Annotated in this window: 18 protein-coding genes; 5 read left to right on the top strand and 13 right to left on the bottom strand. The window is 64.3% G+C overall.

What is annotated here, in order from left to right:
* Positions 1–128 precede the first annotated feature (128 nt).
* Both ACIQTZ_RS00200 and ACIQTZ_RS00195 read left to right on the top strand, forming a co-directional pair.
* A complete protein-coding gene (locus tag ACIQTZ_RS00200; protein ID WP_402976406.1) occupies positions 129–404 on the top strand; it encodes an FmdB family zinc ribbon protein in 276 nt (91 codons plus the stop codon).
* A 67-nt stretch (positions 405–471) separates the two neighbouring features.
* The gene (locus tag ACIQTZ_RS00195; RefSeq protein WP_402976404.1) at positions 472–1,224 is read left to right on the top strand and encodes a Flp pilus assembly protein CpaB; all 753 of its coding nucleotides are present in this window, start codon (positions 472–474) and stop codon (positions 1,222–1,224) included.
* A gap of 13 nt (positions 1,225–1,237) precedes the next feature.
* Here the strand turns inward: ACIQTZ_RS00195 and ACIQTZ_RS00190 are convergent, their stop codons facing one another.
* From ACIQTZ_RS00190 to ACIQTZ_RS00160, 7 genes are all read right to left on the bottom strand, one after another.
* Positions 1,238–5,521: an AAA family ATPase gene (locus ACIQTZ_RS00190; protein ID WP_402976401.1), complete on the bottom strand. Its 4,284-nt coding sequence runs from the start codon at positions 5,519–5,521 to the stop codon at positions 1,238–1,240.
* Between the two features lie 148 nt (positions 5,522–5,669).
* Positions 5,670–7,259, bottom strand: a complete 1,590-nt coding sequence (gene guaA / locus ACIQTZ_RS00185) for a glutamine-hydrolyzing GMP synthase (RefSeq protein ID WP_402976398.1) — start codon at positions 7,257–7,259, stop codon at positions 5,670–5,672.
* 110 nt (positions 7,260–7,369) lie between these two features.
* Complete coding sequence (locus tag ACIQTZ_RS00180) at positions 7,370–7,870, bottom strand: DUF3817 domain-containing protein (RefSeq protein ID WP_400329305.1); 501 nt, start codon at positions 7,868–7,870, stop codon at positions 7,370–7,372.
* On the bottom strand, positions 7,867–8,730 hold the full coding sequence (locus ACIQTZ_RS00175; RefSeq protein ID WP_402976395.1) for an SURF1 family protein: 864 nt from the start codon (positions 8,728–8,730) through the stop codon (positions 7,867–7,869). Before ACIQTZ_RS00175 ends, ACIQTZ_RS00180 begins: the two co-directional genes overlap by 4 nt.
* A gap of 68 nt (positions 8,731–8,798) precedes the next feature.
* On the bottom strand, positions 8,799–9,287 hold the full coding sequence (locus ACIQTZ_RS00170) for a PTS sugar transporter subunit IIA (protein WP_400269639.1): 489 nt from the start codon (positions 9,285–9,287) through the stop codon (positions 8,799–8,801).
* Positions 9,288–9,352: 65 nt separating this feature from the next.
* On the bottom strand, positions 9,353–11,107 hold the full coding sequence (locus ACIQTZ_RS00165; protein ID WP_400329300.1) for a glycerol-3-phosphate dehydrogenase/oxidase: 1,755 nt from the start codon (positions 11,105–11,107) through the stop codon (positions 9,353–9,355).
* A gap of 169 nt (positions 11,108–11,276) precedes the next feature.
* Positions 11,277–12,413, bottom strand: coding sequence for a GuaB3 family IMP dehydrogenase-related protein (locus ACIQTZ_RS00160; RefSeq protein ID WP_397322005.1), 1,137 nt, complete (start codon positions 12,411–12,413; stop codon positions 11,277–11,279).
* A gap of 182 nt (positions 12,414–12,595) precedes the next feature.
* Between ACIQTZ_RS00160 and ACIQTZ_RS00155 the strand changes: the two genes are divergently transcribed.
* Genes ACIQTZ_RS00155 through ACIQTZ_RS00145 form a run of 3 tightly spaced genes read left to right on the top strand, consistent with a single transcriptional unit; the run spans position 12,596 to position 14,830 of the window.
* Positions 12,596–13,495 carry a WXG100 family type VII secretion target gene (locus ACIQTZ_RS00155; protein WP_402976392.1) on the top strand — a complete coding sequence of 300 codons (900 nt, stop codon included), beginning with the start codon at positions 12,596–12,598 and terminating at the stop codon, positions 13,493–13,495.
* 49 nt (positions 13,496–13,544) lie between these two features.
* Entirely contained in the window at positions 13,545–14,174 is a 630-nt protein-coding gene (locus tag ACIQTZ_RS00150) for a hypothetical protein (protein WP_400329294.1), read from the top strand.
* A 5-nt stretch (positions 14,175–14,179) separates the two neighbouring features.
* The gene (locus tag ACIQTZ_RS00145; protein ID WP_402944500.1) at positions 14,180–14,830 is read left to right on the top strand and encodes a hypothetical protein; all 651 of its coding nucleotides are present in this window, start codon (positions 14,180–14,182) and stop codon (positions 14,828–14,830) included.
* Here ACIQTZ_RS00145 and ACIQTZ_RS00140 read toward each other — a convergent pair.
* From ACIQTZ_RS00140 to ACIQTZ_RS00115, 6 genes are all read right to left on the bottom strand, one after another.
* Positions 14,827–16,710: an ABC transporter ATP-binding protein gene (locus ACIQTZ_RS00140; protein ID WP_402976389.1), complete on the bottom strand. Its 1,884-nt coding sequence runs from the start codon at positions 16,708–16,710 to the stop codon at positions 14,827–14,829. The genes ACIQTZ_RS00145 and ACIQTZ_RS00140 overlap by 4 nt on opposite strands.
* A 91-nt stretch (positions 16,711–16,801) precedes the next feature.
* Positions 16,802–18,313: an IMP dehydrogenase gene (guaB, locus tag ACIQTZ_RS00135; protein ID WP_400329286.1), complete on the bottom strand. Its 1,512-nt coding sequence runs from the start codon at positions 18,311–18,313 to the stop codon at positions 16,802–16,804.
* Positions 18,314–18,526: 213 nt separating this feature from the next.
* Positions 18,527–20,593: an acyltransferase family protein gene (locus ACIQTZ_RS00130; RefSeq protein ID WP_402976386.1), complete on the bottom strand. Its 2,067-nt coding sequence runs from the start codon at positions 20,591–20,593 to the stop codon at positions 18,527–18,529.
* Between the two features lie 14 nt (positions 20,594–20,607).
* On the bottom strand, positions 20,608–22,671 hold the full coding sequence (locus ACIQTZ_RS00125; RefSeq protein ID WP_402976383.1) for an acyltransferase family protein: 2,064 nt from the start codon (positions 22,669–22,671) through the stop codon (positions 20,608–20,610).
* Between the two features lie 262 nt (positions 22,672–22,933).
* Entirely contained in the window at positions 22,934–24,061 is a 1,128-nt protein-coding gene (locus tag ACIQTZ_RS00120) for a flavin-containing monooxygenase (RefSeq protein ID WP_402976380.1), read from the bottom strand.
* A 198-nt stretch (positions 24,062–24,259) separates the two neighbouring features.
* Positions 24,260–25,894, bottom strand: a complete 1,635-nt coding sequence (locus tag ACIQTZ_RS00115; protein WP_402976377.1) for a LuxR C-terminal-related transcriptional regulator — start codon at positions 25,892–25,894, stop codon at positions 24,260–24,262.
* Positions 25,895–25,936 lie beyond the last annotated feature (42 nt).

The following is a 25,936-nucleotide window of genomic DNA, read 5'->3' as shown; positions in this document are numbered from 1 at the left end:
GGCAACTTCAGGGTGGCGGTTGAACAGCCGGATGATAGAATTGGCACTCAGGCCCTGCGACTGCTAAGGCGGAGATCCCTCCGCCCGAGGCTGCACAGGACCTGACGTTTGTCCTGAGGAGGAATTCAGTGCCCACATACGCATACGCCTGCAAAGACTGTGACCATGCCTTTGACATCGTCCAGTCGTTTTCGGACAGTTCGCTGACGAAGTGCCCGGAATGCCAGGGCGCCCTGCGCAAGAAGTTCAACAGCGTCGGTGTTGTCTTCAAGGGCTCCGGCTTCTACCGCACGGATTCCCGCGATTCCAAGGGCAGCAGCACCGTTTCTGCTGCACCTTCGGCTGCACCGGCACCGGCATCTGCACCGGCCGCCACGCCGGCGCCCGCCGCTGCCGCGAGCTAGACCCACTTATCCACATAGGGCTGCAGGCCACTGCCTGACGGCCGGTGACGGTGGTTAGCGTGGCGTCATGCCACACTCACCGTCCTCTCCTCGCTTTGCCCGAACGCGCCATGCACATGGCGGAGTCCGCACGCGCTACACGTCCGGGCGTCCGTCAGTGCCCGCGTCTGGCAGCCTCCCCCGGCTGCTGTTCCTTTCCCGCCTTGCCCGTCACCGCCGGCTGCTCGTAGCCCTTCTGCTGTGCGTGGCGGCCGGCATCGCCGTCCAGCAGCTCACTCCCGCCCCTGAGCACCGCATCAGCATTGTGGTGGCCGCCCGGGACCTGCCCGCGGGGACAAGTCTCAGCCAAGGAGACTTCATCAGCATGGGTGTCCCACAGGACATGGCAATTTCGGGGGCCATTGGCGACCCCGCATCGCTGGCCGGACGCCAGTTGTCTTCGCCCTTGGCCAAGGGACAAATTCCTACCGAAGCGAATCTCCTGGGGCCGGGTCTTCTCATAGGGGCGCCCGCAGGATCCGCAGCAGTTCCCTTGCGCATGGCCGATCCCTCGTCCATTCAGTTGCTCTCCCCCGGACAACTCGTCAACGTGGTGCTGACCCCTGCTGACTCCTACGAAGGATCCCGCCAGAACCAGACTCTCGCTGGCCCCGTCCCCGTGCTCTGGACGTCGGGCCAAGGCGGGAAGGCCGGGCCCTGGCTGGGAACAAGCGATACCGACGGCCTGGTCGTGGTAGCGGCAGACCCTCAGCAAGCAGAAAAGCTTGCCGGCGCATCCACGCAAGGCAAGCTCTTCTTCGTGCTCATCAATACCTCTTGATCAGCGTCCGGGATCAGCCCCAGTGAGGCGGCCGCTGCTCTTTCAGCCACTGATCGTGGTCGTAGCCGGACTCGTCGCCCCACCGGCGGGGGTCGTCCTCCGCGGCCTTGTTGGGCAGGATTCCCGCGGAGGCGGGCTTCACAGCCCCGGACTTCGAGTCTTCGTCCTCCGCGCTCTTTTCGGACTCCAAGCCCTCGTGGGACTCGTTCGCTTCACGGGACTCGTTCGCCTCACGGGTCTCGTTGGCCCTACCCGACTCCTGGTCGACGGAGGCCGGTTCTTCGGAACCGTCGGAAGCGTTCGACAGTGCTTCCTGGCCCATTTCCTCGGGCTGCCCGTCCTTCTGTGCAGGCTCCACGGCAGGTTCTTCAGTGCTCACTGGCTCTTCTTTCACAACTTCACGTTCCGTGTTGTCCGCGCGGTCCCGAGACCCGACCGCGGACGGGCGCGCCACGAAACCGTGGACGCTGCCCACGTCCAATTGTTCTACGTCCATGTCCAGGAAACCATGGTGCGGGACGGAGGTTGCTTGCGGCAGGTGGTTCTCAAGGCCCAAGTAGGAACCAATACGGTCAGCGCAGGAAGAGGGATCAGTGAACACCTCGATGGTCCACAGGGACATGTACCGCCAGCCCATCCGCTCCAGCAGTTGGGGGCGCAACCTGCTGCGTTCCCGGACGCTCATCCGCCGGTAACGCTCGGTGCCGTCGGATTCAATGGCCACGGGGGTGGGGACCTCGGCACCTTCCCGGCCAATCGTGTGGACCGGATCGGCGGCGGCAGCAATGTCCAGCACTCCGTCATAGAGGTGCCATACCCGCGCTCCCCGCGCCCGCAGGCGGTCGCCAAGATCGGCCACCAGCGGATCCTCGCCGAGGGCCTGCTCACTGGCCACGGCGCGGGATGCCGGCGTGCCCAGGTTGCTGTTCCCGGACAGTTCCCGGTCCAGCAACTCATAGAAGTCCACGGCACCGTGCGACAAGCGGTCCAGGTCCAGGTCTTCAGGACGGAAGCAGCTCAGCACGTGCAGGGAACGGCGGGCTCGGGTCATGGCCAGGGCAAAGCGGTTGCGTCCGCCATCAACGGACAATGGCCCGAAGGAATGCAGGGCTCGTCCGTGCGGCGTGCGGCCATATCCCAAGGAGAAGATCACATGGTCCCGCACCAGTCCCTGTGCGCGCTCCAGATCCACCACTCGGAAGGACTCCGGTCCCGCACCAAAGAAAGCAGAGAGCAACGGATGGTTGGGCAACTGGAGCCTGATCGCTTCACCGATGCGGGCCGCATGCCGCAGGCTCGCAGTAACCACGGCCAAGGACGTGCGGGGGCGCAGCCGGGCGTGCTCGAAGACAAGGTCCACCACGCGGTTGACCTCCGCCGTCACGGATTCCACACCCTCATGGTCCGCCCCGGGAAGTCCGGTACCGTCCGGGATGTACTCCACCAGGATGGAACGGTCCAAGCCTGTCACGGAGCTGCCGTCCGGGAGGCGCCGCAACCCGCCGTCGTAATAGTTCTTGCTGAGCTGGAGGACCAGGTCCTCGTCCACGGCCCGGTACACCCAGTTCAGTTGCCACGTCGGCAGGACCCTCGCCAGCGCGGTGAAGGCACTGTCCACGGGTTCGTGGCTGGCAACTCCGGCCACTGGAGGTTCTACTGCCACGCTGAAGGTTCGGGCGTTGGCGATCTTCGCGTCGCCGAAGGCAATGACCTGGCGGGCACGGGCGATGGCCGGGAGCACTGCCTGGAGGGACGTCGACTCGGCGTCGATGATCACCACGGCATCGAACTTCTGCTCAGCGGGAAGCACCCCCGTCAGCAGGTACGGGCTGACCGACCACACGGGGACCAACAGCGGCACCAGGTCGGGTGCCTGGGCGCTCAATGCCGGGAGTGTCACCCGGCCATCCTTGAGCAGGGCGCGGAGCAGTTCTGCCTGGCGCGGGTGTTCCACGATTCCTTGGCGCCACCGGCTGGCCAGCTGCCACCGCAGGCGTGCGGCACCACTGGCAATATGCGCTTGGTCGGCCAAGCGGAATTCGGCCTCCAGCTGCCGCAGCGAATCGCCGTCGGACATGGCAAGGTAGTCATCGCCGCTGATCATGGCTTCCAGCGCAGACTGCCACCACGCGAGGTCAAGCTCGGCCGCGACGGATGCGGCAGGGACTTCACGCGCGGCAAGGTCGGTCAGCAATTCGCCCAGTCCATGCTCACGCATCTGCTCAATCAGGAGGGTGCGTTCAGGAAGGGTTTCCAAGGTGGCGGTATCGGCTACAAGCCGTTCCAGCCGTTCCATGAGCTCCGTGTAGGGACTTCCGTGCAGGGAGCCGCCATCGGAGGTGTGCTGGAGGGCCTCGCCAAGACGCTGCAACTCGCCGTCGAGTTCGCGGTAAAGCGCCCCAAGGTCGGCAAGGCCGGAAGGCACGGCGGGATGCCGCTGGGTGGTGGCGTAGCCGGCCCACAACGCGCGCTGCTCCTGGACCAGGACCAGCGAGCTATGGAGATCTGCGATGTGGACACCTGGTCGCACGTATTCCTTGGCTACCCGGCGCAAACGGGAACGCTGCATGGACGGCATCTCAAGGTTGCGTTCGCGGCGCCAGGAAGAGCTCGCCGTAGCGGAGATGAGGTCATGGACGGGACGGTCGAAAATGTCCGGGGTGAACTTGTCCAGGCTCTCACGCACGGCAATCAGCAGCTCGAGTTGGGTACCCCACTCGGTGAACGTCTCCCCGAGCCGGATCTCGGCATGGTCGGCCAACTGCTTCATCCGGTCGCGAAGGACAGGAAGCTTCTCCTCGGCCAGCCGGGCAAGCTGTTGCGCTTCCTCGGTCTCTTTGCGCGTGACCAGTCGAGCACCGTACCAAGGGCTGGACGTGGATGCCTTGCTGAAGCTGCCCAGTTCCGCAGCGCGGCGCAGGCGGCCGGCCAGTTCCTCGCGGTCCTTGATGTTGTCCAGGACGCTGCGCTTGAGCCTCACGGTGGTGGACGGGGCCGGGTGGATGGACGTCAGCTCGGCGAGGGACTGCATGGCCTGGTACGGCGAGCAGCCCCACCGTTCACGCACGTTGTGCAGCGAAGCCACATGGTCCGTCAGGGCATGGCGGTGCCCCGTCAAGGTCTCGTGGAGGTTGCCCAGCTGGGGTTCCAGGGCTTTCTCGTTCCGCATGATGGCCCGGACCAGCTGACCCTTCAGCTGTTGCGGCGTAGTGCCGTTGCCGGGGCGGAAAAGCATCGATTCGAGCCCCAGGGTGTCAAGATGCGCAGAGAGGGCTGCGAGGCTCGACTGGCGCTCCCCCACCACCAGGACGGACTTGCCCTCAGCCACCAACGCACCAACCGCGTTAATGGCTGTCTGCGTTTGTCCGCTGCCGGGAGGCGTGCTGACCACCAGGGAATCGCCGGCGCGGACAGCATCCACCACGTACTGCTGGTCGGTGTCGGCGTCCAGGAGCAGGAGTTCGTCGGCGGGATCGCGCTCGTCCAGGCTGGGGAAACGACCGGCCTTGATCGGCTCGGGCTCCACGTCGCCGCCATTGGCCGCCGTAGCCAATGCGGCCACGGTGGGGTTGTTCATGTTGATCCAAGGATCGTCGAGGTTGCCGGAGAGGTCGGCAAGCGTGGTTACCAGCAGGTTGAACTCAACGTCCGCACCATGGATCGGTTGTACCAGCGTGGCGAGGCGGTCGAGGACCGGCTGCGGATCCAGCCGCGCGGTGTTGTACGCCATCCGTGCTACCGCGTTGACGTCGAACACAATGCCATGGACAGTCTTGAGGTGCCGAACCAAGGCGGGGTTCATCCGGGCCTGTTCGGTCAATTGCAGCTCGAAGTCGTCCTCTCCAGGACGGACGGTCAGCGTGATGGCGGTCAGCATGACGGGCGCCGAAACGCGCTGCGGTTTGCCTCCTACGGCGGAAGTCCACACCACGGTTCCAGCAGAAAGGTAGCCCGCCTCGATGCCACGGTCGTTGCCGAGTTCAAAGATCTTGGAACGGATATTGCGCGCGGCACGGGCAGCAACCAGGTATTGCTGGCGGTCCCGGATCAGCGTGGACAAGCGTGTTCGGCGTCCTGCGAGCAACTGTGCCAGGCCGGACGGGTGCGCCGTGCTGAGGTCGATTGCGCCTTCCGGCGTCTTGACAAAGCGAAGCATGGTGTCCGCCCCGGTAACGGGCTTAAGTCCAGACAGCCATTTCCGGAGCTCTTCGGAGTCCTCTTCGTGGCCTTGACCTAATGACACAACTTCTGCCTTCTTTTCTGAACTAGCTTTAGACGCCTTGGACCATACCGGCATACTTTCGAGGGTAGCGGGAATACGCCCGGAGCCCGCTCCGCAACACTGGACATGGCAAAATTCGCCGTCATTTCACAGTCCCGCAAAGCATGGTCCAGGCGGTCAGCACAATGGCCGGCCTCCCGAAGGAGACCGGCCATTCACACTGCTATTCCCACTCGATGGTTCCCGGCGGCTTGCTGGTCACGTCCAGCACCACGCGGTTCACACCGTCCACCTCGTTGGTGATCCGGTTGGAGATCCGGGCCAGGAGGTCATAGGGCAGGCGGGACCAGTCGGCCGTCATGGCGTCCTCGGAGGATACGGGACGCAGCACGATCGGGTGGCCGTAAGTACGGCCATCACCCTGCACGCCGACGCTTCGGACATCCGCCAACAGCACTACCGGCATCTGCCACACGTCGTTGTCCAGGCCGGCGGCGGTCAGTTCCGCACGGGCAATGGCGTCGGCCTTCCGCAGCAGGTCCAGCCGCTCCTTGGTCACTTCCCCCACGATGCGGATGCCCAGGCCGGGGCCAGGGAAGGGCTGGCGGCCGACGATTTCCTGCGGCAGTCCCAGCTGGGCGCCAACAGCGCGAACCTCATCCTTGAAGAGCGCGCGCAGCGGCTCCACGAGTTCGAACTGCAGGTCCTCGGGGAGCCCGCCCACGTTGTGGTGGCTCTTGATGTTCGCTGCACCCTCGCCGCCGCCGGACTCGACGACGTCCGGGTAAAGCGTGCCCTGGACCAGGAACTTGATCTTTTCGCCTTCGGCAGCGGCCTGGGCGATGATGGCCCGCTCCGCCTCCTCGAAGGCGCGGATGAATTCCCGGCCGATGATCTTGCGCTTGGTCTCGGGATCGCTGACCCCTGCCAGAGCGGACTGGAAGCGCTCCTGCTCGTTGGCAACGTAGAGGTTGACGCCGGTGGCGGCCACGAAGTCGCGCTCCACCTGCTCGGCTTCGCCTTCACGAAGAAGTCCGTGGTCCACGAACACACAAGTCAGCTGGTCCCCCACGGCACGCTGAACGAGTGCTGCTGCTACGGCCGAGTCAACGCCACCGGAGAGGCCACAAATAACCTTGGAGTCGCCGATTTGTTGGCGGATGCGCTCCACCTGCTCCTCAAGGATGTTCCCGGTAGTCCAGTTAGGGGTCAGTCCGGCACCCTTGAACAGGAAGTTCTCGAGGACATGCTGGCCAAGGACGGAGTGCTTCACTTCAGGGTGCCACTGCACACCGTAAAGGCGCTTCTCCTCATTGGCGAAGGCGGCCACTGGAGCTCCGGCGGTCGTTGCCAGCACCTCGAAGCCCTCGGGTGCCTCATGGACGGAGTCACCGTGGCTCATCCAGGTGTTCTGGGACACCGGGACGCCGTCAAGGATGGAACGTGCGTCGCCAACAAGGAGGGCCTCAGTTGCGCCGTACTCCCGCAGGCCGGTCTGGGCAACCTTGCCACCCAGGGCGTTGGCCATGGCCTGGAAGCCGTAGCAAATGCCGAAGACGGGCACTCCGGCCTCGAAAAGGTCCGCTCCAACGTTCGGAGCTCCTTCGGCGTAGACACTGGAGGGTCCGCCGGACAGGATGATGGCTGCCGGGTTCTTGGCCAGAAGCTGCTCGGTGGTGAACGTGTGCGGAACAATCTCCGAATACACATTCGCTTCGCGGACGCGGCGGGCAATCAGCTGCGCGTACTGGGCACCGTAGTCAACAACCAGCACCGGCTTCTGGGAAGTCTGGGGTGCGGTGGGAGTAGTCACCAAACAAGACTACTTTGCCGGGCCGCCCCGGTGCACACCGGGGCGGCCTTGAAGTGGGCAAATCCGGGGCGGCCGTAAGGCATCTCACATGCGTCGGGCCACGGAGGAGCCTAGTAGCGCTTGGAGGCCTGCGGATTAGCAGCGAGCTCGGCCTCAACCTGGGCGTGGAACTTCTTCTCCACGATGAAGGACATGAGCGGAACAACGCCACCTGCCGCCAGGAGAATCAGCTTGGAGAACGGCCAGCGCAGGAGCGACCACAAGCGGAAGTTGGAGATCAGGTACACCACATACATCCAGCCGTGGACGATCAGGACCGTGGTGGAAATGTTGAATCCGCCGATCACTCCCTTGGGCTCCGACTCGGCGAACCCGAAGCCGAACGGCTGTCCGGTCACGGCGTCGGTTCCGCCGGCGAAGAGGGACACCCCAAAGCCGTAACGGGCGATCAGTTCAGCGCACAGGAGGAGCAGCATGGCACCGGTGAGGTAGGCCATGACCTTGTAGAACTTCAACGCCGAACGGATCTGGGCTTCCGTTCCGCCGAACCGCCGCTTCTTGGGCTTGGGTCCGGACTGTTCGGGCTGGATGGCCGGTTTGGGCTCAATCATGGTTGCACCTTTTGTTCTGGCTCACTGTTGTTCGGCTCAGTTGCTTGTTGTTCCGGAGCTGGATGGTCGTCCGGCTCGTCCTCGTACTCGTCGTCATCGCCTTCGAGGCCACGGCGATAGTCGTCCGCCACCATCCGCCACCAGATGTACAGGGCGAATCCTGCGAAGACCACCCACTCCACGGAGTAGAACAGGTTGAGCCAATTGACCTGTTGGGCCGGGGGTTGGGCAGGAATGTTCAGTGCCTTGACGGCGTCGTTGGCAGCAACGGGTCCCGCGTCCGTGGTTTGGGAGGTTGCGGCAACGAATCCGGGGTAGCTGGACACTCCCCAGTCGTTGATGAGTTCCGCAACGGCGACAGCGGACGCACGGCCTGGACCGGCGTCGACATTTGGCACCGGCGCTTCAGACGGCAGCAGGCGGCCGGTCACCGTCACAGTGCCCGACGGCGGCTGGTCGGCTTGGGCGGGATCGGCCACCCAACCGCGGGCTACCGGAATCCAGGTCTGAGGCGACGCTGCGACGCCGCTGAGCTTGGGAGCGTTGTCCACTGCGAACGCCGAGACGATCCAGTAGCCCTTTTGGTTGTCGAAGAGCCTGCCTTCGACCAGAACCTGCTTACCGGCGTCGTAGTGTCCCGTAGCGCTGACCATCTGGTCCTGGACCGAGCCGGGGAAGAATTGTCCTGGCTTGAGGACGTCCACCAACGGCTTGACATCCTCCACGCTGGACGGCTCCGGCGGTTCGTGCTGCGTCGAGCGGCTCAGCTGCCACTGGCTGAGCAGCACGAACACCCCGGACAGCAGGAGCGCAAAGACCAGTCCTGCGATCCAACGGGGTTTCAACGCAGTTTTCAACACCCCTTAACCGTACTTCGTCCGGCTGTAGAACAACGAAACGGGCCTGGAGTGGGACCCTGCCCCAATCTCTAGTGGTCGAAGAACACCAGGCTTGAGTTGATGAGCTCGGAGATGACCTCGGGATCGTGCGCACGGCGGAGCGATTCGCGGAAGGACTCCTTGGACAGGGACCGGGCCAGGGTGGCCAGGACTTCCAGATGGTCGGAGAAGGAGCTTGCGGGGGTCGCGATCAACAGGACCACAGTGGCCGGGCCATCGCTGGCGCCGAAGTCGAGGGAATGCCCGAACTTGGTGACGCCCACGGCGATGGAGATCCGGTCGACGTACTCGCTGCGTGCATGCGGGAGCCCGATGCCGCCCGGCAAGCCGGTGGCCAACTGGTGTTCGCGCGAATTGACGGTCTCCAGGAACCCTTCCAGGTTGGAGATCCGGCCGGCGGCGTAGAGCCTTTCCGCAAGTTGGGCCGCGGCATCACTCTTGTCTGCAGCAACAAGTTCAAGAATGACGGTGTCCGGCGTGGTCAGTTCCGCGTCATACCGGTCAAGTGGTTCGGCCAAGTCGTGTTTCCCTCCAGTGTGGCCTTCCGGCCGCAGCTCCCCGGCTTCATGGTTCCCGACGCGCGTCAGCGAAGGGGAACGATGTCATCGACTCCCATGCGCGCGGCATCTGCCGACTCGTCGTCGGGTTGCTCCTGGCTCAGCCGTTCGGCCTCCACCCGCGCCAGATAGTGCTTGATTTCGCTTTCGCGCTGGGTTTCGCTCCAGCCGAGGATTTCTCCCATCAGCTTAGCCACTACGGGCACGGCGGACACACCCCGGTCCCACGCTTCGATGGAAATCCGCGTCCTGCGCGTCAAAACGTCGTGAACATGACGTGCGCCCTCGTGCGTCGTGGCGTAGACCACCTCGGCTGCCAGGTAATCGTCCGCGCCCGGCAGCGGTTCTCCCAGCCCGGGTTGGCGGGCGATCAGTCCCAACACTTCCGACGCCATGGACCCATAACGGTTGAGCAGGTGCTCCACCCTGGCCACGTGGACTCCGGCCTCGTCGGCCGAGCGGGCGCGACGGTTCCACGCCGCTTTGAAGCCCTCAGCACCGAGCAGCGGAATAGTCTCGGTGCAACTGGAGGGAACGCGCTCGTCCATGGCCCGGGTTGCCTCGTCCACTGCATCCTTGGCCATGACCCTGTACGTTGTGTACTTGCCACCAGCCACCACCACGAGCCCGGGGACCGGGTGTGCCACCACGTGTTCGCGGGACAGCTTGGCGGTGGAGTCGTTGTCGCCGGCGAGCAGCGGCCGGAGGCCCGCGTAGACGCCTTCCACATCTTCCCGGGTCAGCGGACGCTTGAGGACGCGGTTGACGTGTTCCAGGACGTAGTCAATGTCCTTGCTGGACGCCGCCGGGTGCGCCTTGTCCAACTTCCAGTCGGTGTCCGTGGTGCCAATGATCCAGTGGCGGCCCCAGGGTATGACGAAGAGCACCGACTTCTCCGTGCGAAGGATCAGTCCCACGGTGGATTGGAACCTGTCCCGCGGGACCACCAGGTGAATACCCTTGGACGCCCGTACTTTCAACTGGCCCCTGTCGGTGACCATCGCCTGTGTCTCGTCAGTCCAGACGCCCGTGGCGTTGACAACCTGCTTCGCACGGACTTCGAAGACGGTGCCGTCTTCCTGGTTCTCCAGCTTGGCTCCCACCACGCGTTCGCCTTCGCGGAGGAAATCCACCACGCGGACCCGGTTGGCAGCGTAAGCGCCGTAGTGCGCAGCGGTCCTGACCACATTAACCACCAGGCGGGCATCGTCCACCTGGGCGTCGTAGTAGCGGATGGAACCCACGAAGGCGTCGTCCTTGAGGCTGGGAGCCGCCCGCAAGGTGCCACGCTTGGACAGGTGCTTGTGCATCGGCACGCCGCGGCTGTGGCCGGAGGTGACGCCGAGGGTGTCGTACAGCATGATGCCGGCGCCAACGTAGGGCCGCTCCCACACCCTGCGGGTCAGCGGGTACAGGAAAGGCACTGGGCGCACCAGGTGCGGAGCAATGGTCTGGATCAGGAGGCCGCGTTCCTGGAGGGCTTCCTGGACCAACGCGAAATCCAGCATCTCCAGGTAGCGCAGGCCGCCGTGAATGAGCTTGGAGGAACGCGACGAGGTTCCGGAGGCCCAGTCGCGGGCTTCCACGATGCCCACCGTCAAGCCGCGCGTCACGGCATCCAGCGCAGCCCCCGCACCCACCACGCCACCACCGACGATCAGGATGTCGAGTTCCTTGCCTGACTCCGCCGTGGCTTTCAGGGCTTCGATGGAAGCGGCGCGGGACTCCGGGCTCAGGGCTCCGGAGGGATTCACCTGTGGGCCGCCTGCGACATTGCTCATCGGACTCCTCCTCAAACGCAATTGCTGGTAGTCCCCCTACCCTACTTGCTGGCCGCCGTCGTGGGCAGTGCCGGCCCGGCAGGACGGCGAGGCGCCCTCGGAAGCAAAGCGAAACCCCCGCCGGGTCCGGATTGCTCCGGACCCGGCGGGGGTTGCTGATACCACGGTGTTAGTTGCCTGCGTAGGGCGAGACCACTACGTCCACGCGCTGGAACTCCTTGAGGTCGGAGTAGCCTGTGGTGGCCATCGACCGGCGCAGGGCACCGATCAGGTTGGACGTTCCATCGGTGTGGTGGCCCGGTCCGAACAGCACTTCCTCAAGCGGACCCACGGTGCCAACGTTGACACGGTCACCACGCGGGGACTCAAGGTGGTGCGCTTCGGGTCCCCAATGCCAGCCGCGGCCGGGGGCTTCCTCGGCGCGGGCGAGAGCACTGCCCAGCATCACGGCGTCTGCGCCCATGGCGATGGCCTTGACGATGTCGCCGGAGCTGCCCATGCCGCCGTCGGCGATGACGTGCACGTAGCGTCCGCCGGACTCATCCATGTAGTCGCGGCGGGCGGCCGCGACGTCGGAAATGGCGGAAGCCATGGGCGAATGGATGCCCAATGCACGGCGGGTGGTGGTGGTGGCACCGCCGCCGAAGCCGACGAGGACGCCGGCCGCGCCGGTCCGCATCAAGTGGAGGGCAGGCGTGTAACCGGCCGCACCGCCAACGATGACGGGAACATCCAGTTCGTAGATGAACTGCTTCAGGTTGAGCGGCTCGTGGTTCTTGGAGACGTGCTCGGCGGAGACGGTGGTACCGCGGATCACAAAGATATCGACGCCGGCAGCCACCACGGTCTTGTAGTGTTCCTGGGTACGCTGCGGGGTCAGGGAGCCGGCCACGGTGACTCCGGCGGCGCGGATCTCGGCCAGGCGGGAGCTGATGAGTTCCGGCTGGACCGGAGCCTGGTAGAGGTCCTGCATCCGGCGGGTGACGGCCGGGCTGCTGGTCTCGTCCGCCAGGCCGGCGATCTCGTCGAGGACCTTCTGCGGGTTTTCGTAACGGGTCCAGAGGCCTTCGAGGTCCAGGACACCGAGGCCACCCAGGCGACCCAGGGCAATCGCGGTTTCAGGAGACATCACGGAGTCCATGGGAGCGCCGATCACCGGCGTATCGAACTTGTAGGCGTCGATCTGCCACGAGACCGAGACATCCTTCGGGTCGCGCGTCCGGCGGTTCGGGACGATCGCGATGTCATCCAGGGAGTAGGCACGACGCCCACGCTTGCCACGGCCAATCTCAATCTCATAAGTCACGGCTCTTACTTTACTGGACCGCTCCCGGAACGCCGGTTCGCCCATCAGAGGGAGCACTTCACAAAGCGCGCCAATGAACTCACCGGAACGGCCCCTCCACATGGGCAGGGCTGCCCATGGCAGAGTCCGGGAAGTATCCGATAGCCTGCGAAAACACAACCACACCATGCAAGGGGGGACCCATGGCGCCTGGATTCTACGGAGCCGACATTGAACAGCTCCGCTCTTTATCCAAACAAATGGGACAGGCCGGCAGCCGGCTCCAGAACCAGGAACTCCAGATCAGCGGACTGATCTCCAGCGTTGCCTGGAAGGGAACCGACGGAGACCGGTTCCGCCGCGAATGGAGCAGCACCCTGCGGCCCCTCCTGCACAAAACGGCGCGATCGTTGGATGACGCATCCAAGACCCTCCGCACCCAGGCCGATGAACAAGACAAGGCAAGCACCCCGGGCGGTGCCCTCGGCTATGGACCAAATGGACCGGCTCGTCCGCCGATCCCCGGCGGAAGCGGAACCCAGCCAACTCCTGTCACCGGTCTCGAGGGACTGTTCGGCGTCACCGGCAGCGAGGGATGGTGGGCCGGCAACGGCCTGGTGACCGCCGGCGGCCTCTTTGCAGACAACATCCTTGCCCAGATGGCCAAAGGCGGATTGGTCACGGAACTGACCAGGTGGCCGTGGCTGAGTGCCCAATACGGTCAGGCCGCCGGTGCCGGATACGTCAAGGGCACCCAACTGCTCAATGGCACGTCGATGCTGGGCCGGCTTTCCGGAGCCCTGGGCATCGTCACCGGTGGGTTGCAGGTCTACCAAGGGATCCAAACGGGACATCCCGGAATGGCCGTAGATGGCGGGATCTCCGCTGCCTTGGCCGTAGGCAGCTTCGTTCCCGTGATCGGCCCTGCCTGCGCCGTCGCCGGCATCGCGTGGGGCGGCCTCGGCCTCCTGGCCACGCACTTGGGTTACGACTCCGCTTCTTCCATGGTGGCTGACGGCGCCAAGCATGTCTGGGAAGGCGCCAAGGACGTGGGGGAATCCATAGCCGACGGCGCGAAGAAGGTCTGGGGATGGCTCACCTGAACCACCCATTTCCTAGACTGGACACAGAATCGCTCAAGAGAGGGCAGAAATGACCACCCAGACCGAAGAAACCCAGGCTCTGCTCATCACCGAGCATGAGCTCATTGCCCTGATTGCGTTGGCCGGCACCGACGGCGCGCTGAGGTGCCAAACCCTGTTCCGCCTCGACCACGCCGCCGGGTCGCCGTTGGAACAGGCCGGTGTCTCCACGCTGCTGGAGCGTGGCTTGATGAAGATCGAAAACGACGCACTCTTGCCGGTGGGGCCGGCCGCGACGGTGACGGCTGTCCTGGCGGATTCCACCTCGTGGCTGGAAACAGCCCTGGTGACGCCTTCGTCGGAGCACGTCTCGTTCATGTTCGGCGCCGAGCAGGGCGCCCTGCTGCTCAACCTGAGCAAGTACGGCGTCCACGAACTCCACCCCATCACGGGCACAGAAGGCATGATCACCACGGCCGTGCAGATGGCGGATTACTATCTGAGCCAGGCGCCGGACGGATTCCCCGCGGCCGCCACAACCCGCCAGCATTTCATTGACGGAACCTCCCGCGCGGTCCACGTCAAAGCGGAAGCAGACGGTGCCTTGTCCATCGCGACAGGGGAAGGCGAGAACCTCAAATCGTCGGCGCTTGAGCGCGGGCAGCTCGACTCCCTGATCCGCGCAGGGCTGGAGCGATAACCCGGGTGAGCTACCAAACCGGCCCGTCTCCCCTCTCTCCTCCTGACCGTCCGCTGGACTACTGGCTTTCTCCGGAACTCGCAGCGGTCACCCCCGCGGGTGCGCGCTCACGACTGCGCGAAATCGCCGGGGCACGGGGCTCCTATATGGGTGCCTGGGCTGCCGGAGTGGGGATCGGCACAGTCCTGGTGCTGATGGGCGTCCTCCTGGCCGTTCGACTCGGCACGTTCGCGCTGCTTCCCTCCCTCGGCCTTCCGGGCGCGGCACTTGCAGTGCTCTGCGGAGTCTTCTACGTCAGGGTGCGGGATCGCTTGCCGCGGACAGACCGGGCGCTTGTCAATCGTGGGCCCGGGAACCTGCGGGGCGCGCTGTCCTTCGTGGCGTTCATCTTGATCGTCTTCATTGGGCTGTTTGCCTTCACGGCCAAACCATCCACGTGGCAGGATCCCGGGGTTCTGCTGACGTTGGCCATGGTGCTGGCGTTCGTCGTCTGCCTTCTGGTGGGCGCCATCATCGTCCCGGCCACCATCATGGGGCGTTCACGCGAATCCCTTCGTCGCAAGGCAGCGACCGATCCCCGTTTCCGGGCGCTCCTGGAACAGGACCTCGTGACCTGGCGCGATCCGTACGGCAACGCCGGATACGGTCCGCTCTAAGCCGCGGGATCCCGCCGGCTGGTCTCATCCACGGTGAGCTGGGACTCGAACATCCGGAAGTAGCGTCCGCGTAGGGCAACCAGTTCCTTGTGTGTCCCCTGCTCGGCAATCCGCCCGTCTTCCAGCATGTACACGACGTCTGCCTTCTCGATGGTTGCCAGCCGGTGGCTGATGGCGATGATGGTGCTGCTTCGGTCGGCGAACAGCCGGGTGAAGATCCGGTGTTCGGCCAAGGCGTCGATGGCCGAGGTGGGCTCGTCCATGACCATGAAGGACGCATCGCGGTAGAAGTTCCGGGCCATGGCCAGGCGCTGCCACTGGCCGCCGGACAATCCGCTGCCCTTCCGGCCACGCGGGTCCTCCATCCAGTTGCTGACGTGGTTCTCCAGACCATTGGGCAATTTGCTGATGAAGTCCATCGCCTCCGCATCCGAGGCAGCGCGCCGGACGCGTTGCTCGTCCCGAGGCTGTTCGACGTCGCCAAGGTAGATGTTTTCGGCCGCAGTGGCGAACTCGTATTTGAGGAACTCCTGGCTCAGGACGGCCAGGTGCCGGTGCCAGCTGGCCACATCAACATGGGCGAGGTCCACGCCGTCGAGCAGTACACGGCCGGAATCCGGCCGGTAGAGCCCGGCCAGGATACGGATCAAGGTGGACTTACCAGCTCCGTTCTCCCCCACGATCGCTATGTGCTGGCCGGCTTTGATGGTCAGCGAGATGCCCTTGATGACTTCGATGTCGCTGCCCGTGTAGCTGAAGCGGATGTCCTGCATCTCCACCGTCTGCGGGGACCGGGTCAACGGCGGCTCGTGTCCGCTGGGGACCGGGAGCGCCATGAACAGCTCGTAGTCCTTGAGGTTCGCCAAATCCTCGTCGATGGAGCTGAGGGAGGAGACCAGGTTGTTGGCCGTGGACAGGGCACGGCTCACGATCTGCTGGACGTACAGGAATTGCCCCACTGGTTGGGCACGGGCGATGATCTGGCCCACCACCCAGACCAACGAGACAACTTCTGCGCCATACTGCAGGGCGTCGGCGACCAGCTGCTTGGGGATGTAGCGCTTCTGGAAATCGAGCCGGCGTCGTTCGTCCGCATCGCGCAGCCGGGAACGGAGATCCATCAGGTAATTCACAATCCCGTAGAGCCGCATCTCCGCGATGTGCTGCGGGCGGAGCAGGTTCTGCTCGATCATCCTGCGCTGGCGACGCGAATCAACCTGGGTATTCCAGTGGGCAATCTGCTCGCGGGAGAGCTTGAACTGCAGGTAGACGCTGGGAACGATCGCCACCAGGACAATCACGGCGATCCACCAGCTGACCAACACCAGGGCTCCGATGGCCAGGATGACCGAGACGAGCTGCGTGAAGATGGCGGCTATGCGGTCCAGCACCCGGGCGTAGGAATCGGAGAAGCGCTTGGCACGGTCGTAGAGGTCTACGGTTTCCTTGTCGTCGTAACGCCAGAACTCCAGCGCGAGGAACCTCTGGTACATCAGGTCCCCCACGATCGCGCCCACGCGGAAGCTCATGAGCTGCTGGATATAGCGGTCTACGCTGCTGAACCCGCCCCAGAACAACCCCAGCGCCGCGGTAATGACGACGTACAAAACTGCCCGCGGACCGGCGTCGGGGTCTCCCGCGTAACCTGCCGCCAGAGCAGTGGTGGTGAGCGCGGCAAAATAGGTCGTGACCAGCGGCAAGGTGGCCGAGATCAGCGAGCCGACCACCTTCATGATGACCGCTGCCGGCGAGGCCTTGAAACTCACTTTCAAGACCTGTCCGACGGCGCGTGCGTACGGGCGCAAGGCCAGCTTGCGGGGCGGCGTCTTGGTCACCCGGACGGATTCCGGGTGCCGTGGCCCCGGGGGTATCGCAGACATGTGCACAGCCTATGCCCACTCCCGTGCGCCGGTGGGGTGGGCCCGAAAACAAAGGTTCCCCGTGGACAATCCACGGGGAACCTTGGGTGTGTCAGCGGGAGTTGTAGTTCGGCGCCTCGACGGTCATCTGGATGTCGTGCGGGTGCGATTCCTTCAGGCCGGCCGGCGTGATGCGGACGAACTTGCCGCGGGCCTTGAGTTCGGGAACTGTGGGTGCGCCCGTGTAGAACATGGTCTGGCGGAGGCCGCCGACGAGCTGGTAGGCAACCGATGCCAGCGGGCCGCGGTAGGCCACGCGGCCTTCGATGCCTTCGGGGATCAGCTTGTCGTCACCGGAGACGTCGGCCTGGAAGTAGCGGTCCTTGGAGTAGGACGTGTTCTTGCCGCGGGACTGCATGGCGCCGAGGGAACCCATACCGCGGTAGCTCTTGAACTGCTTGCCGTTGACGAAGATGAGGTCGCCCGGGGACTCCTCACAACCGGCGAGCAGGGAGCCGAGCATTACGGTGTCGGCACCGGCTACGAGGGCCTTGCCGATATCGCCCGAGTACTGCAGGCCGCCGTCGGCGATCAGCGGCACGCCGGCCGGAATCGCAGCCTTGGCGGACTCGTAGATGGCCGTGATCTGGGGAACGCCCACACCGGCCACCACGCGCGTGGTGCAGATGGAACCGGGGCCCACGCCAACCTTGATGCCGTCGGCGCCTGCGTCAATGAGGGCCTGGGCACCTTCACGGGTGGCCGCCTGGCCGCCGATGATGTCCACGTGCGCGGCAACGGGATCCGACTTCAGGCGGGAGATCATGTCCAGCACGCCCTGCGAGTGGCCGTTGGCCGTGTCCACGAACAACGCGTCCACGCCGGCGTCGATGAGCTTCATGGCGCGCTCCCAGCCGTCGCCGAAGAAGCCGATGGCAGCGCCTACGCGCAGGCGGCCCTCGTCGTCCTTGGTGGCGAGCGGGTACTGCTCCGCCTTGGTGAAGTCCTTGGTGGTGATCAGGCCCTTGAGGCGGCCCTGGTCGTCCACCAACGGGAGCTTCTCGATCTTGTTGGTGGCCAGCTTGTGGGAAGCCTCTTCCCGGCTGATGCCCACGTGCCCGGTGACCAGGGGCATCTTGGTCATGGCGTCGCTGACGCGGCGGGTGGGGAACTCGGACTCGGGAATGAAACGGGTGTCGCGGTTGGTGACGATGCCCAGGAGGCGGCCCTCCGGGTCGACCACCGGGAGGCCGGAAACACGGTAGCGGGAGCACAGTTCGTCGAGCTCCTGCAACGTCGCTTCGGGATTGATGGTCAGCGGGTTGGTGATCATGCCGGACTCGCTGCGCTTCACGCGGTCCACATGCTCGGCCTGGTCGTCGATGGACAGGTTGCGGTGGACTACCCCGAGGCCACCCTGGCGTGCCATGGCAATGGCCATGCGGGACTCGGTCACGGTGTCCATGGCTGCGGAGAGCAGCGGCGTCTGGACGGAGATGCGCCGGGACAGGCGGGAGGAGGTGTCAGCGTCGGACGGAATGACGTCAGTGTGTCCGGGAAGCAGCAGGACGTCGTCGTAGGTCAGGCCAATGAAGCCAAAGGGATCGTGTTCGGGCTGGGTCATGAGTGCGCCTCTTACCTGGGTTTGGGGACTGGAACTGGTAGGGGTTGCAACTGATGACCAGCCCGTCATTACGGGACTGGCCTGTGCAGAAGTGTTGGATAAATACTAGAACCTCTGCGCCGATCGCCATATTCCGCGACGGGTGAGTGTGAGCAACAGCACTGGCGGCAGGCCGCCGTCGTGCTTCACCTGGTGCGCAAGCGGCAGGTGGGGCTAGCTGGCTGACCAGCCAGTCGCCGCCAGCAGCCGCTCCTCGAACATGGGAATCATGCTCTGCACGTAGGTCTTGGTGAGGTGGTTGTCGTCCTTATAGACGTAGACGTTCCCCACCACGGCAGGGCATGTTCCCTGCTCGCAAATGAAGTCGCTCATGTCCATCAGGAAGAGCCGGTCCACCTTGCCCACGTAGTCATCCAGTGGCGAGGACGCGGCCAGCGACTCTTCCAGCGGGGCGTTGCAATCCGGGGAATCCGGGCCCTTTTTCTGGACGCACTCGGGCATGTTGATGCTGAAGCGTGGATTGTCGCGGACTCCAACCACGTCAATCCCGGCATCCGTGAACGGTTTGATCCCGTCGAGGTACCCGGGCACCTCCGTCTCGAACGGTGCTGTCACGTGCGTCAGCGAGGCAACAGTGAACACCGCGTCCGGTTTGTGTTCCATGACGTACTGGGCGCTGGCCTTGTTGAAGTCATTGCATTCGTCGGTCCGCTCCTCCGACTCCGCCCCGAAGCGGCAACTGCCCTTCAGAAGTGTCACGACTTCCCAGCCGTGCGCCTTGGCAATGGGGCCGAGAGCCGCCATGTACTGCTGAGCATGCGAGTCGCCCAGGACCACGATCCGCTTCGTGACTACCTCGGGCTCGTCGTTCTGGAGGCAACCCTCCAACAAGGGATCGGACGGCACGTTGTCCCCGGTGCACAGACCGTCGATGTCCGCCCATTCGTCCTTCATGGCTGCCGGGGCAGGGATGATCTTGGCATCCGGTGTCGGTTGGCCTGCATTTTGCGGCGCCAGCGCGGCAGCGCCGGGAGTCAGCTCCATGGGCTGGTCGGCAATGGCAGCGCTCTCCGAAGAAATGGCACCCTGCCAGACGGTGACCGGCAAGGCGAGCAGCGCACCGCAGGAAGCAATCACGACGGCGGCACGCCAGGACCGCACGTTCGGCCACTCCCAGCGGCGCATCGGACGTTCCACGTAACGGGTGGTGGCAACGGCCAGCACCATGGAAACCGCCATGATGGCCAGGCCCTGGAGGATGTTGGGCGTGGCGGTTTCGGTGACCAGGAGGAAGAACACCAGGACCGGCCAGTGCCACAGGTAAAGGGCGTAGGAGTTGTCGCCTACCAGGACCAGCGGCCTCGAGCTGAGGAAACGATCCGCGCCAAAACGGCTATCGCTCTGACCGGCGACGATCACGGCAGCGGCGGCCAGCGTAGGCCACAAAGCGACGAAGCCCGGGAAGGAGCGGTCAACAGTCAGGATCAGCCCGCAGGACAGCATGGCGGCCAGCCCGGCCCAGCCCAGGAACACCCGCAGCCGGCGCCCCGGCTTGAGGTAGGGCAATGCCAGAGCCAGCAAGGAGCCCAGCGCGAACTCCCACAGCCGGGTGCGTGTATCGAAGTACGCAATCTCCTGGTTGGTGGCCGTTTGGTCGATCGAGAAAAGGAGCGACGCCACGAAGATCAGCCCAAAGGCCATGAACAGCAACTGCCTGTGGGCCACGGCCTTGCTGCGCGGGAACAGTTTGGCCAGGTACGGCTGAAGGAGGGCCACCCCGGCAAAGACCAACGGCCAAAGAATGAACACCTGGCCCTGGACGGACAGGGACCAGAAGTGCTGCAGCGGGCTGGCACCGGAGTGGTCCTGGGCGTAATAGTCCACCGCAGATTCAGCAAGCTGCCAGTTCTGCCGGTACAGCAGGGAGGCCCACGCCTCGGCGAGGACGTCAGGCCAACGGCTTTGCGGAATAAAGGTCCAGGTAGCGGTGAGGACCGCAAGCAAAACCACGACGACGGCGGGCAGCAGCCGCTTGAAGACGTGCAGCCAGTGCCTCAGGAGTTGGAGTGGCTTGTGGCTCTCCAGCTTCCGGGTGAAGGACAAGGTCAACAGGAATGCCGAGATGAGCAGGAATACATCCACGCCGCCGGACACCCGGCCGAGCCAGATGTGGTAGGCGGCCACCATCAGCACCGCCAAGGCACGCAGGCCTTGGACCTCCGGACGGAAGGCGCGTTCCGCCGTCGTTTTTTGTGCCGTATCCATCACGGCTTTAGCCATCGCTGCTTTAGCCATCATCGCGTCCACCCCGTCGCGGCAAACCACCTCTCGTCAAACATGTCCCCCATGCTGGTGACGTACGTCTTGGACAAATGGTTATCGTCCAGATAGACGAACACGTTTCCAATGACGCTGGGGCACGTCACGCCGTCGCACAGGAGGTCGGTCATATCCAGGAACGCGGCGTTGCCAAAGGTCCCCTGCACCGCGGCAAACGGGCTTTCGGCGGCCAGTACGTCCGGCTCGTCCGACTTGCACTCCGAACTGTCCACGCCCTTGGCCAGGGCGCACTCGGTGACGTTGTAGTCGTAGCGTGGGTTGTCGCGGATGGCCACAACCTGGATGCCCAGGTCGTTGAAGTTGGTCACCGTCTGGTCAAAGCCATAGACGAGCTTCTCGTCCGGCGACGACGGGGAAGCCATGGTTCCCACCATGAACACAGCGTCCGGCGTCTTCGAGGCCACGTACTTGAAGGCCGCGGCGTTGAAGTCGTTGCACTGCGCTTCGGCGTCCGGATTCTGCGGCATGAAATGGCAACCGCCCAGCAGGAGTGCAGTGACCTTCCAATGTTCAGCCTCGGCCAGGGGGCCGATCGCCGCCAGCCATTGCTGCGAGTGGGAGTCACCCAGCACCACGATGTTCTTGACGGCGTCGTCGCCAACACCGTTGGTCTGGCAGTTGTCCGCCAGGAGTTTGTCATCCGGCTTGGTATCTCCCTCACAGGAGTCTCCAAGGTGCGCCCAGTCTTCCGGCAACTGTTCCGCCGTCGGAAGCGTCTTCGCGCCGTCGGCCACCAAGTCCACGTAGCCCGGAAGGAGGGCGTGCGCGCCGGGGTTGTCGTTGAAGGCCTGGGTCTCGGCGGCCTTCTGGTTAAGGTATTGCTTGTACTGGAAGCCCAGGAGCGGCGTGCAGGCAATGGCCAGGCAGGCAACGATGGAAACCGCAGCCCGCCACTTCTTAACTTCAGGCCACTTCCACTCACGGAAGGGCTTCTCCACGAACTTGGTGGTCAGGAACGCCAGGACCAGGGCCAAAGCGACGATCGCTGATCCTGACAACCAGCCAGCGTGTTCCTTTCCGCTCCAGGCCAACGCAATGACCAGGATGGGCCAGTGCCACAGGTAGAGGGCGTAGGAGTTGTCACCCAAGCGGACCAGGAACTTGGAGCTGAGGATCCGGTCCACGCCGAAGCGGCTTCCGGTTTGGCCGGCCGCGATCACGCAGACGGCAGCGAGCGTGGGCCACAGCGCAACGAAGCCAGGGAAGGCCGTCTGCACCTGCAGAATGATCCCGCAACTGAGCATGGCCACCACGCCAACCCAACCCATGACCACGCGGACAGGCTTGGAGAAGTTTAGGGCCGGAAGTATGAGGGCAACCAGCGTTCCCAGGGCGAATTCCCACAACCGGGCGAAGGTATCGAAGTAGGCCACAGCCTGGTTGTTGGCTGTGAAAATGATGGAGTACGCCAGCGATGCGATGAAGATGATCGCGAAGACGTAGGCCAGGGAGGCACGGTAGCGGAGGTTGAACTTCCGGCAAAGGATCGCCATGGTGGCGAAGATGACAGGCCACAAAATGAAGACCTGGCCTTGGATGGAGAGCGACCAGAAGTGCTGGACAGGGCTCGCAAGGCTGTGGTCGGTTGCGTAGTAGTTGACTGCGAGGGTCTGGAGCAGCCAGTTCTCGAAGTAGAACAGGGATGCCCATGCCTGGTTCACCACCTCCACCCACCGTGTGGGCGGAAGGAAAACGAACGTTGCGGCGAGGGTGCTGAGCAGGACCACAACCACGGCCGGGAGCAAACGGCGGAACAAGTGGAGCCAGTGCCGGATGAGGTCCACGGACCTCCGCTGTTTATAGCGTCCGGTGAACTGAAGTGTCATCAGGAATGCGGAGATCAGCAGGAACACGTCCACGCCGCCGGACACGCGTCCGATCCAAATGTGGTAGCTGACCACCATGAGGACTGCCAGGGAGCGAAGGCCTTGGATTTCCGGGCGGAACTTGGACTTTGCAACGGGTCCGGCGGCCCGCCTGTCGGGACGGGCGGGCTGTTGGATCGTTGGTGCAGTCACGTTAGGCGATTCCTCAAAGGCTCATTCACAAAGGTTCCATCATATGCGTTTTCGCGCATGCGACCCAGTCACGTGGGCCGGACAGACCCGGTTCCGGAGGTCAATTAGTTCATTCATCGCTATGGATCAGCACAGTTGAACCTGTGTTCTGACTGTGCCCTTCCAAGCCGATTCCGGGCCTCACAGGGGCAAACGATCCTCAGTTGCCTTATTTCCATCGTACTGAAAAATTATGTGACGTATTCCACGGACATTAATGCCTTCAGGCGCTGCGCTTTTCCGCTGGTTGGCGTTGCCTATCCGTGATTCCCCGTTGCGTGGCAGGTCGAACCGATGCCATGACGCCGGCCAGGTACCGCGCGTCCCTGCCAACTCCCGGGAGCGTGGCGGAGGCGGCAGCGAACTGGAATTCCTGGCCCAGGAAGTAGAGCCCGGGTACGGATTCCACCACGCCGCGAGGGTGGTCCAATGAGCCTGCGTCCTGCAGTTTGAGCCATGAGAAGTCCTCCCGGTATCCGGTGCACCACACCACATTTGCCACGTCCAGGGTGGTTCCGTCCTCAAGCACCGGCTTACCTGCATCAATGCCGGCCACCCTCGACACCATCTGGATGCCCGCCGCGCGGAGCTCCTTGCTACGTGTCCGGATCAGGGGTGCTGCCATCGCCTTGAATCCAGGTGCTGCCTTGCGTCCGATCGGGGTGTTCAGGGTCAGGACATACAAACCGAGGAACCTGATCACCGGCAGGAAGAACCGAGCTCCGGCCCGGCCATGGCGGACGGGAAGTTCACCGCTCGGTTTTCCTGCCACGAACGTCTGGTGCGTCCGGCTGGCTTCCAACGCTATTTCGGCCCCGGAATTGCCGAGGCCCACCACCAGGACAGGTCCCTGTTGGAACTGCTGCGGGTTCCGGTAGTCCGTGGAATGCAACTGCACGATCCGACGGTCAAGGCTGTTTGCGAAGTCCGGCCGCTTCAGCAACTGGTGCCCGCCTGTGGCCACCACGACGTTCCGGGCATGCCACCTCTGCTCCCCCGCCACGACGACGAAGCCGTCGGCATCCTGCAGGACCTCATCCACCCGGGCACCAAGGACCAGAGGCAGGTCGAAGCGTCGGGAGTAGTCCTCCAGGAAATCCGCCAGTTGATCCTTGGTGGGGAACGCCAGATGGTCGCCCGGGAACGGCATTCCCGGAAGGCCGTCGTATTTTGCGGGCGTGAACAGCCGAAGCGAGTCCCACCTTGCCCGCCAGGCCGCACCTGCCCTGGGGTTCTCGTCGAGGATGACGAAGTTCCGATGCTGGCTGGCGAGGTAATAGCCCATCGCCAGTCCGGCCTGCCCGCCGCCCACCACGACGGTGTCCACCTCAGTGCGCTGGTTCTCTTGCATGGCAGTTGTCCTCCTGAATAGTGCTGCGAATGCTGATACGGCCAAGGTATGGCGCCAGGTGTTCCCGGCGCGTCGGGAGGATTGCCCAGTCCGCTGGAGAGAATGTGGGTATTTATGCGCAGCGAGAGAGCGATCGCCAGAAAGGGGCGTTCGGTGAGAGAGGATCCGGGGTGGGGGTGGGGGTGTGTCGAGCGGGATTCAGGGGATGAGGTGGTGTTCGAAAGCGTAGGTGGTGGCTGCCGCCCTTGAGGGGACGCCGAGCTTGGCCAGGATGTTGCTGACGTGCCGGGCCACCGTTTTTTCGCTGAGGTAGAGCAGTCTCGCAATGGATTTGTTCGAATGCCCCGCCGCGATCAATGCCAGGACCTCGGACTCCCTGGGCGAGAGCAATGATTTGTTTCCGGATTGTCCACCCCGGAGAGCCTGAACCCCGGCCATCGCCGGTGCTGCGCCGAGGTCGGCAAAATCGGCCAAGGCTGCCTCAAATTCCATGGCCGCCGAATCGGCATCCCCCAGTGCGGCACATGCTCTTCCAGCCATGACCCGCGCCGCTGCTGCGTGGAAAGGCGCCTCCAGGGTGTACCACAGCCGCCAAGCCCGCCGGGCCGCTCCAAGGGCGCGCTCCCCTTCCCCTTCTGCCAGCAGGACGGCGGCCTCGGCCTGGGCGGCGAGGGCGACCTCCAAAGGCCGGCTTCGGGGATTCAGCCAGCCGGCCAATTCGTCGAGGGCGGTTCTCGCCGCTGCCAGGTCACCGGACTGCAGATCAATCTCGACGACGGCGGGAAGCAGCCTTCGCCGGTTGGCCGGGTCAGCGCCGGCCGCGGCGCGGTGAATGCGTGCCTTCGCCTCTGCTGTCTTACCGGCCGCGAGCCGAAGCAAGGCAAGGCCCGGTTCCGGTTCGAAGCCTGTCTCCGACGCATTCTTGAAGGCTTGCTCGGCTTCTTCCCACTGGCCACGGAGCCTGAAGACTTCGCCCTCCTGGTACCAGGCACCAAACGTCGCGTCGGGATCGCCTTTGCGGATCCGTCCCTCGGCGGCACGGGCCACGGCCAAAGCTTCGTCCCAGGCACCATGGAGGATCAGCAACTCGGCGCGGAAAGCCTGGCATTGCGCCCCGAACATCACCATGTCAGGGCGTTCCCCACACCACCGCTCCAGTGCGGCCGTCCATTCCTGTGCCCTTCCTACGTCCTGGGCCAACCGGCAACTACCCAGGACGGCGCAGTAGATGATCCCGGTGGGTATGGGTGAAACTTCGCCGGCAGTCACCGATACCATCACCTCGTCCAGCAGTTGCAGGCCTTCCTCGGGGTAGCCGAGCGCCAGGCGGGACGTCCCCACGCCGAGGCGGCCCATGGCCTGGAGATCCTTTTCGCCAAGCGACTCCCCAATCTCCAGCGCTCTGTTGAAGAACCCGTAACCAGCTTCGGGGTCGCCGCCACGCAGAGTGCCGAGCCCCGTCGGTATGAGCAGGTAGCCCTCGCCGGCAGAAGGATGTCCAAGTCCCTCCACCAGGCGCTTGGCCTTGGCCAGCCACCCGCTTCCCCGCGCGTATTCGCCCATGTCCATCAGGAACATCACCAGCCATGCGGCGCAGCGTGCAGCGCTGTCCGGGTCCCCAACGGTCAGGTGCTCGTCGTGCGCCCGGCTGAGGTACTCCACCCCGTCACCGTTAAGCCCCAGCAACATGGCAACCGAGGCGAGGAGCTCCATGTCCTGGGGCGGCAGCCCACCCTCCGAATCGGCGCGGACGAGGCACTCCAAAGCGTCGCTCCAGCGGCGTTCCGTGAAAGCCGAGCGACCCAGGTCCAGGGCAGTGACAGGTGCTGTCATATTTCACTTCTCCGGTGGAAGCGGCACGGTTGGCGTACCCAA

This window comes from Paenarthrobacter sp. NPDC090520, assembly GCF_044769205.1.
Classification (GTDB): Bacteria; Actinomycetota; Actinomycetes; order Actinomycetales; family Micrococcaceae; genus Arthrobacter.
The sequence above is the reverse complement of the archived record's forward strand: the minus strand, read 5'-3'. Positions and strand labels throughout refer to the sequence as shown.

Coding starts and splice junctions, on each gene's coding strand:
- ACIQTZ_RS00195 (WP_402976404.1), top strand. CDS start 472: ATGCCACACTCACCGTCCTCTCCTCGCTTTGCCCGAACGCGCCATGCA.
- ACIQTZ_RS00190 (WP_402976401.1), bottom strand. CDS start 5,521: ATGCCGGTATGGTCCAAGGCGTCTAAAGCTAGTTCAGAAAAGAAGGCA.
- ACIQTZ_RS00180 (WP_400329305.1), bottom strand. CDS start 7,870: ATGATTGAGCCCAAACCGGCCATCCAGCCCGAACAGTCCGGACCCAAG.
- ACIQTZ_RS00165 (WP_400329300.1), bottom strand. CDS start 11,107: ATGAGCAATGTCGCAGGCGGCCCACAGGTGAATCCCTCCGGAGCCCTG.
- ACIQTZ_RS00155 (WP_402976392.1), top strand. CDS start 12,596: ATGGCGCCTGGATTCTACGGAGCCGACATTGAACAGCTCCGCTCTTTA.
- ACIQTZ_RS00150 (WP_400329294.1), top strand. CDS start 13,545: ATGACCACCCAGACCGAAGAAACCCAGGCTCTGCTCATCACCGAGCAT.
- ACIQTZ_RS00140 (WP_402976389.1), bottom strand. CDS start 16,710: ATGTCTGCGATACCCCCGGGGCCACGGCACCCGGAATCCGTCCGGGTG.
- guaB (WP_400329286.1), bottom strand. CDS start 18,313: ATGACCCAGCCCGAACACGATCCCTTTGGCTTCATTGGCCTGACCTAC.
- ACIQTZ_RS00130 (WP_402976386.1), bottom strand. CDS start 20,593: ATGGCTAAAGCCGTGATGGATACGGCACAAAAAACGACGGCGGAACGC.
- ACIQTZ_RS00120 (WP_402976380.1), bottom strand. CDS start 24,061: ATGCAAGAGAACCAGCGCACTGAGGTGGACACCGTCGTGGTGGGCGGC.
- ACIQTZ_RS00115 (WP_402976377.1), bottom strand. CDS start 25,894: ATGACAGCACCTGTCACTGCCCTGGACCTGGGTCGCTCGGCTTTCACG.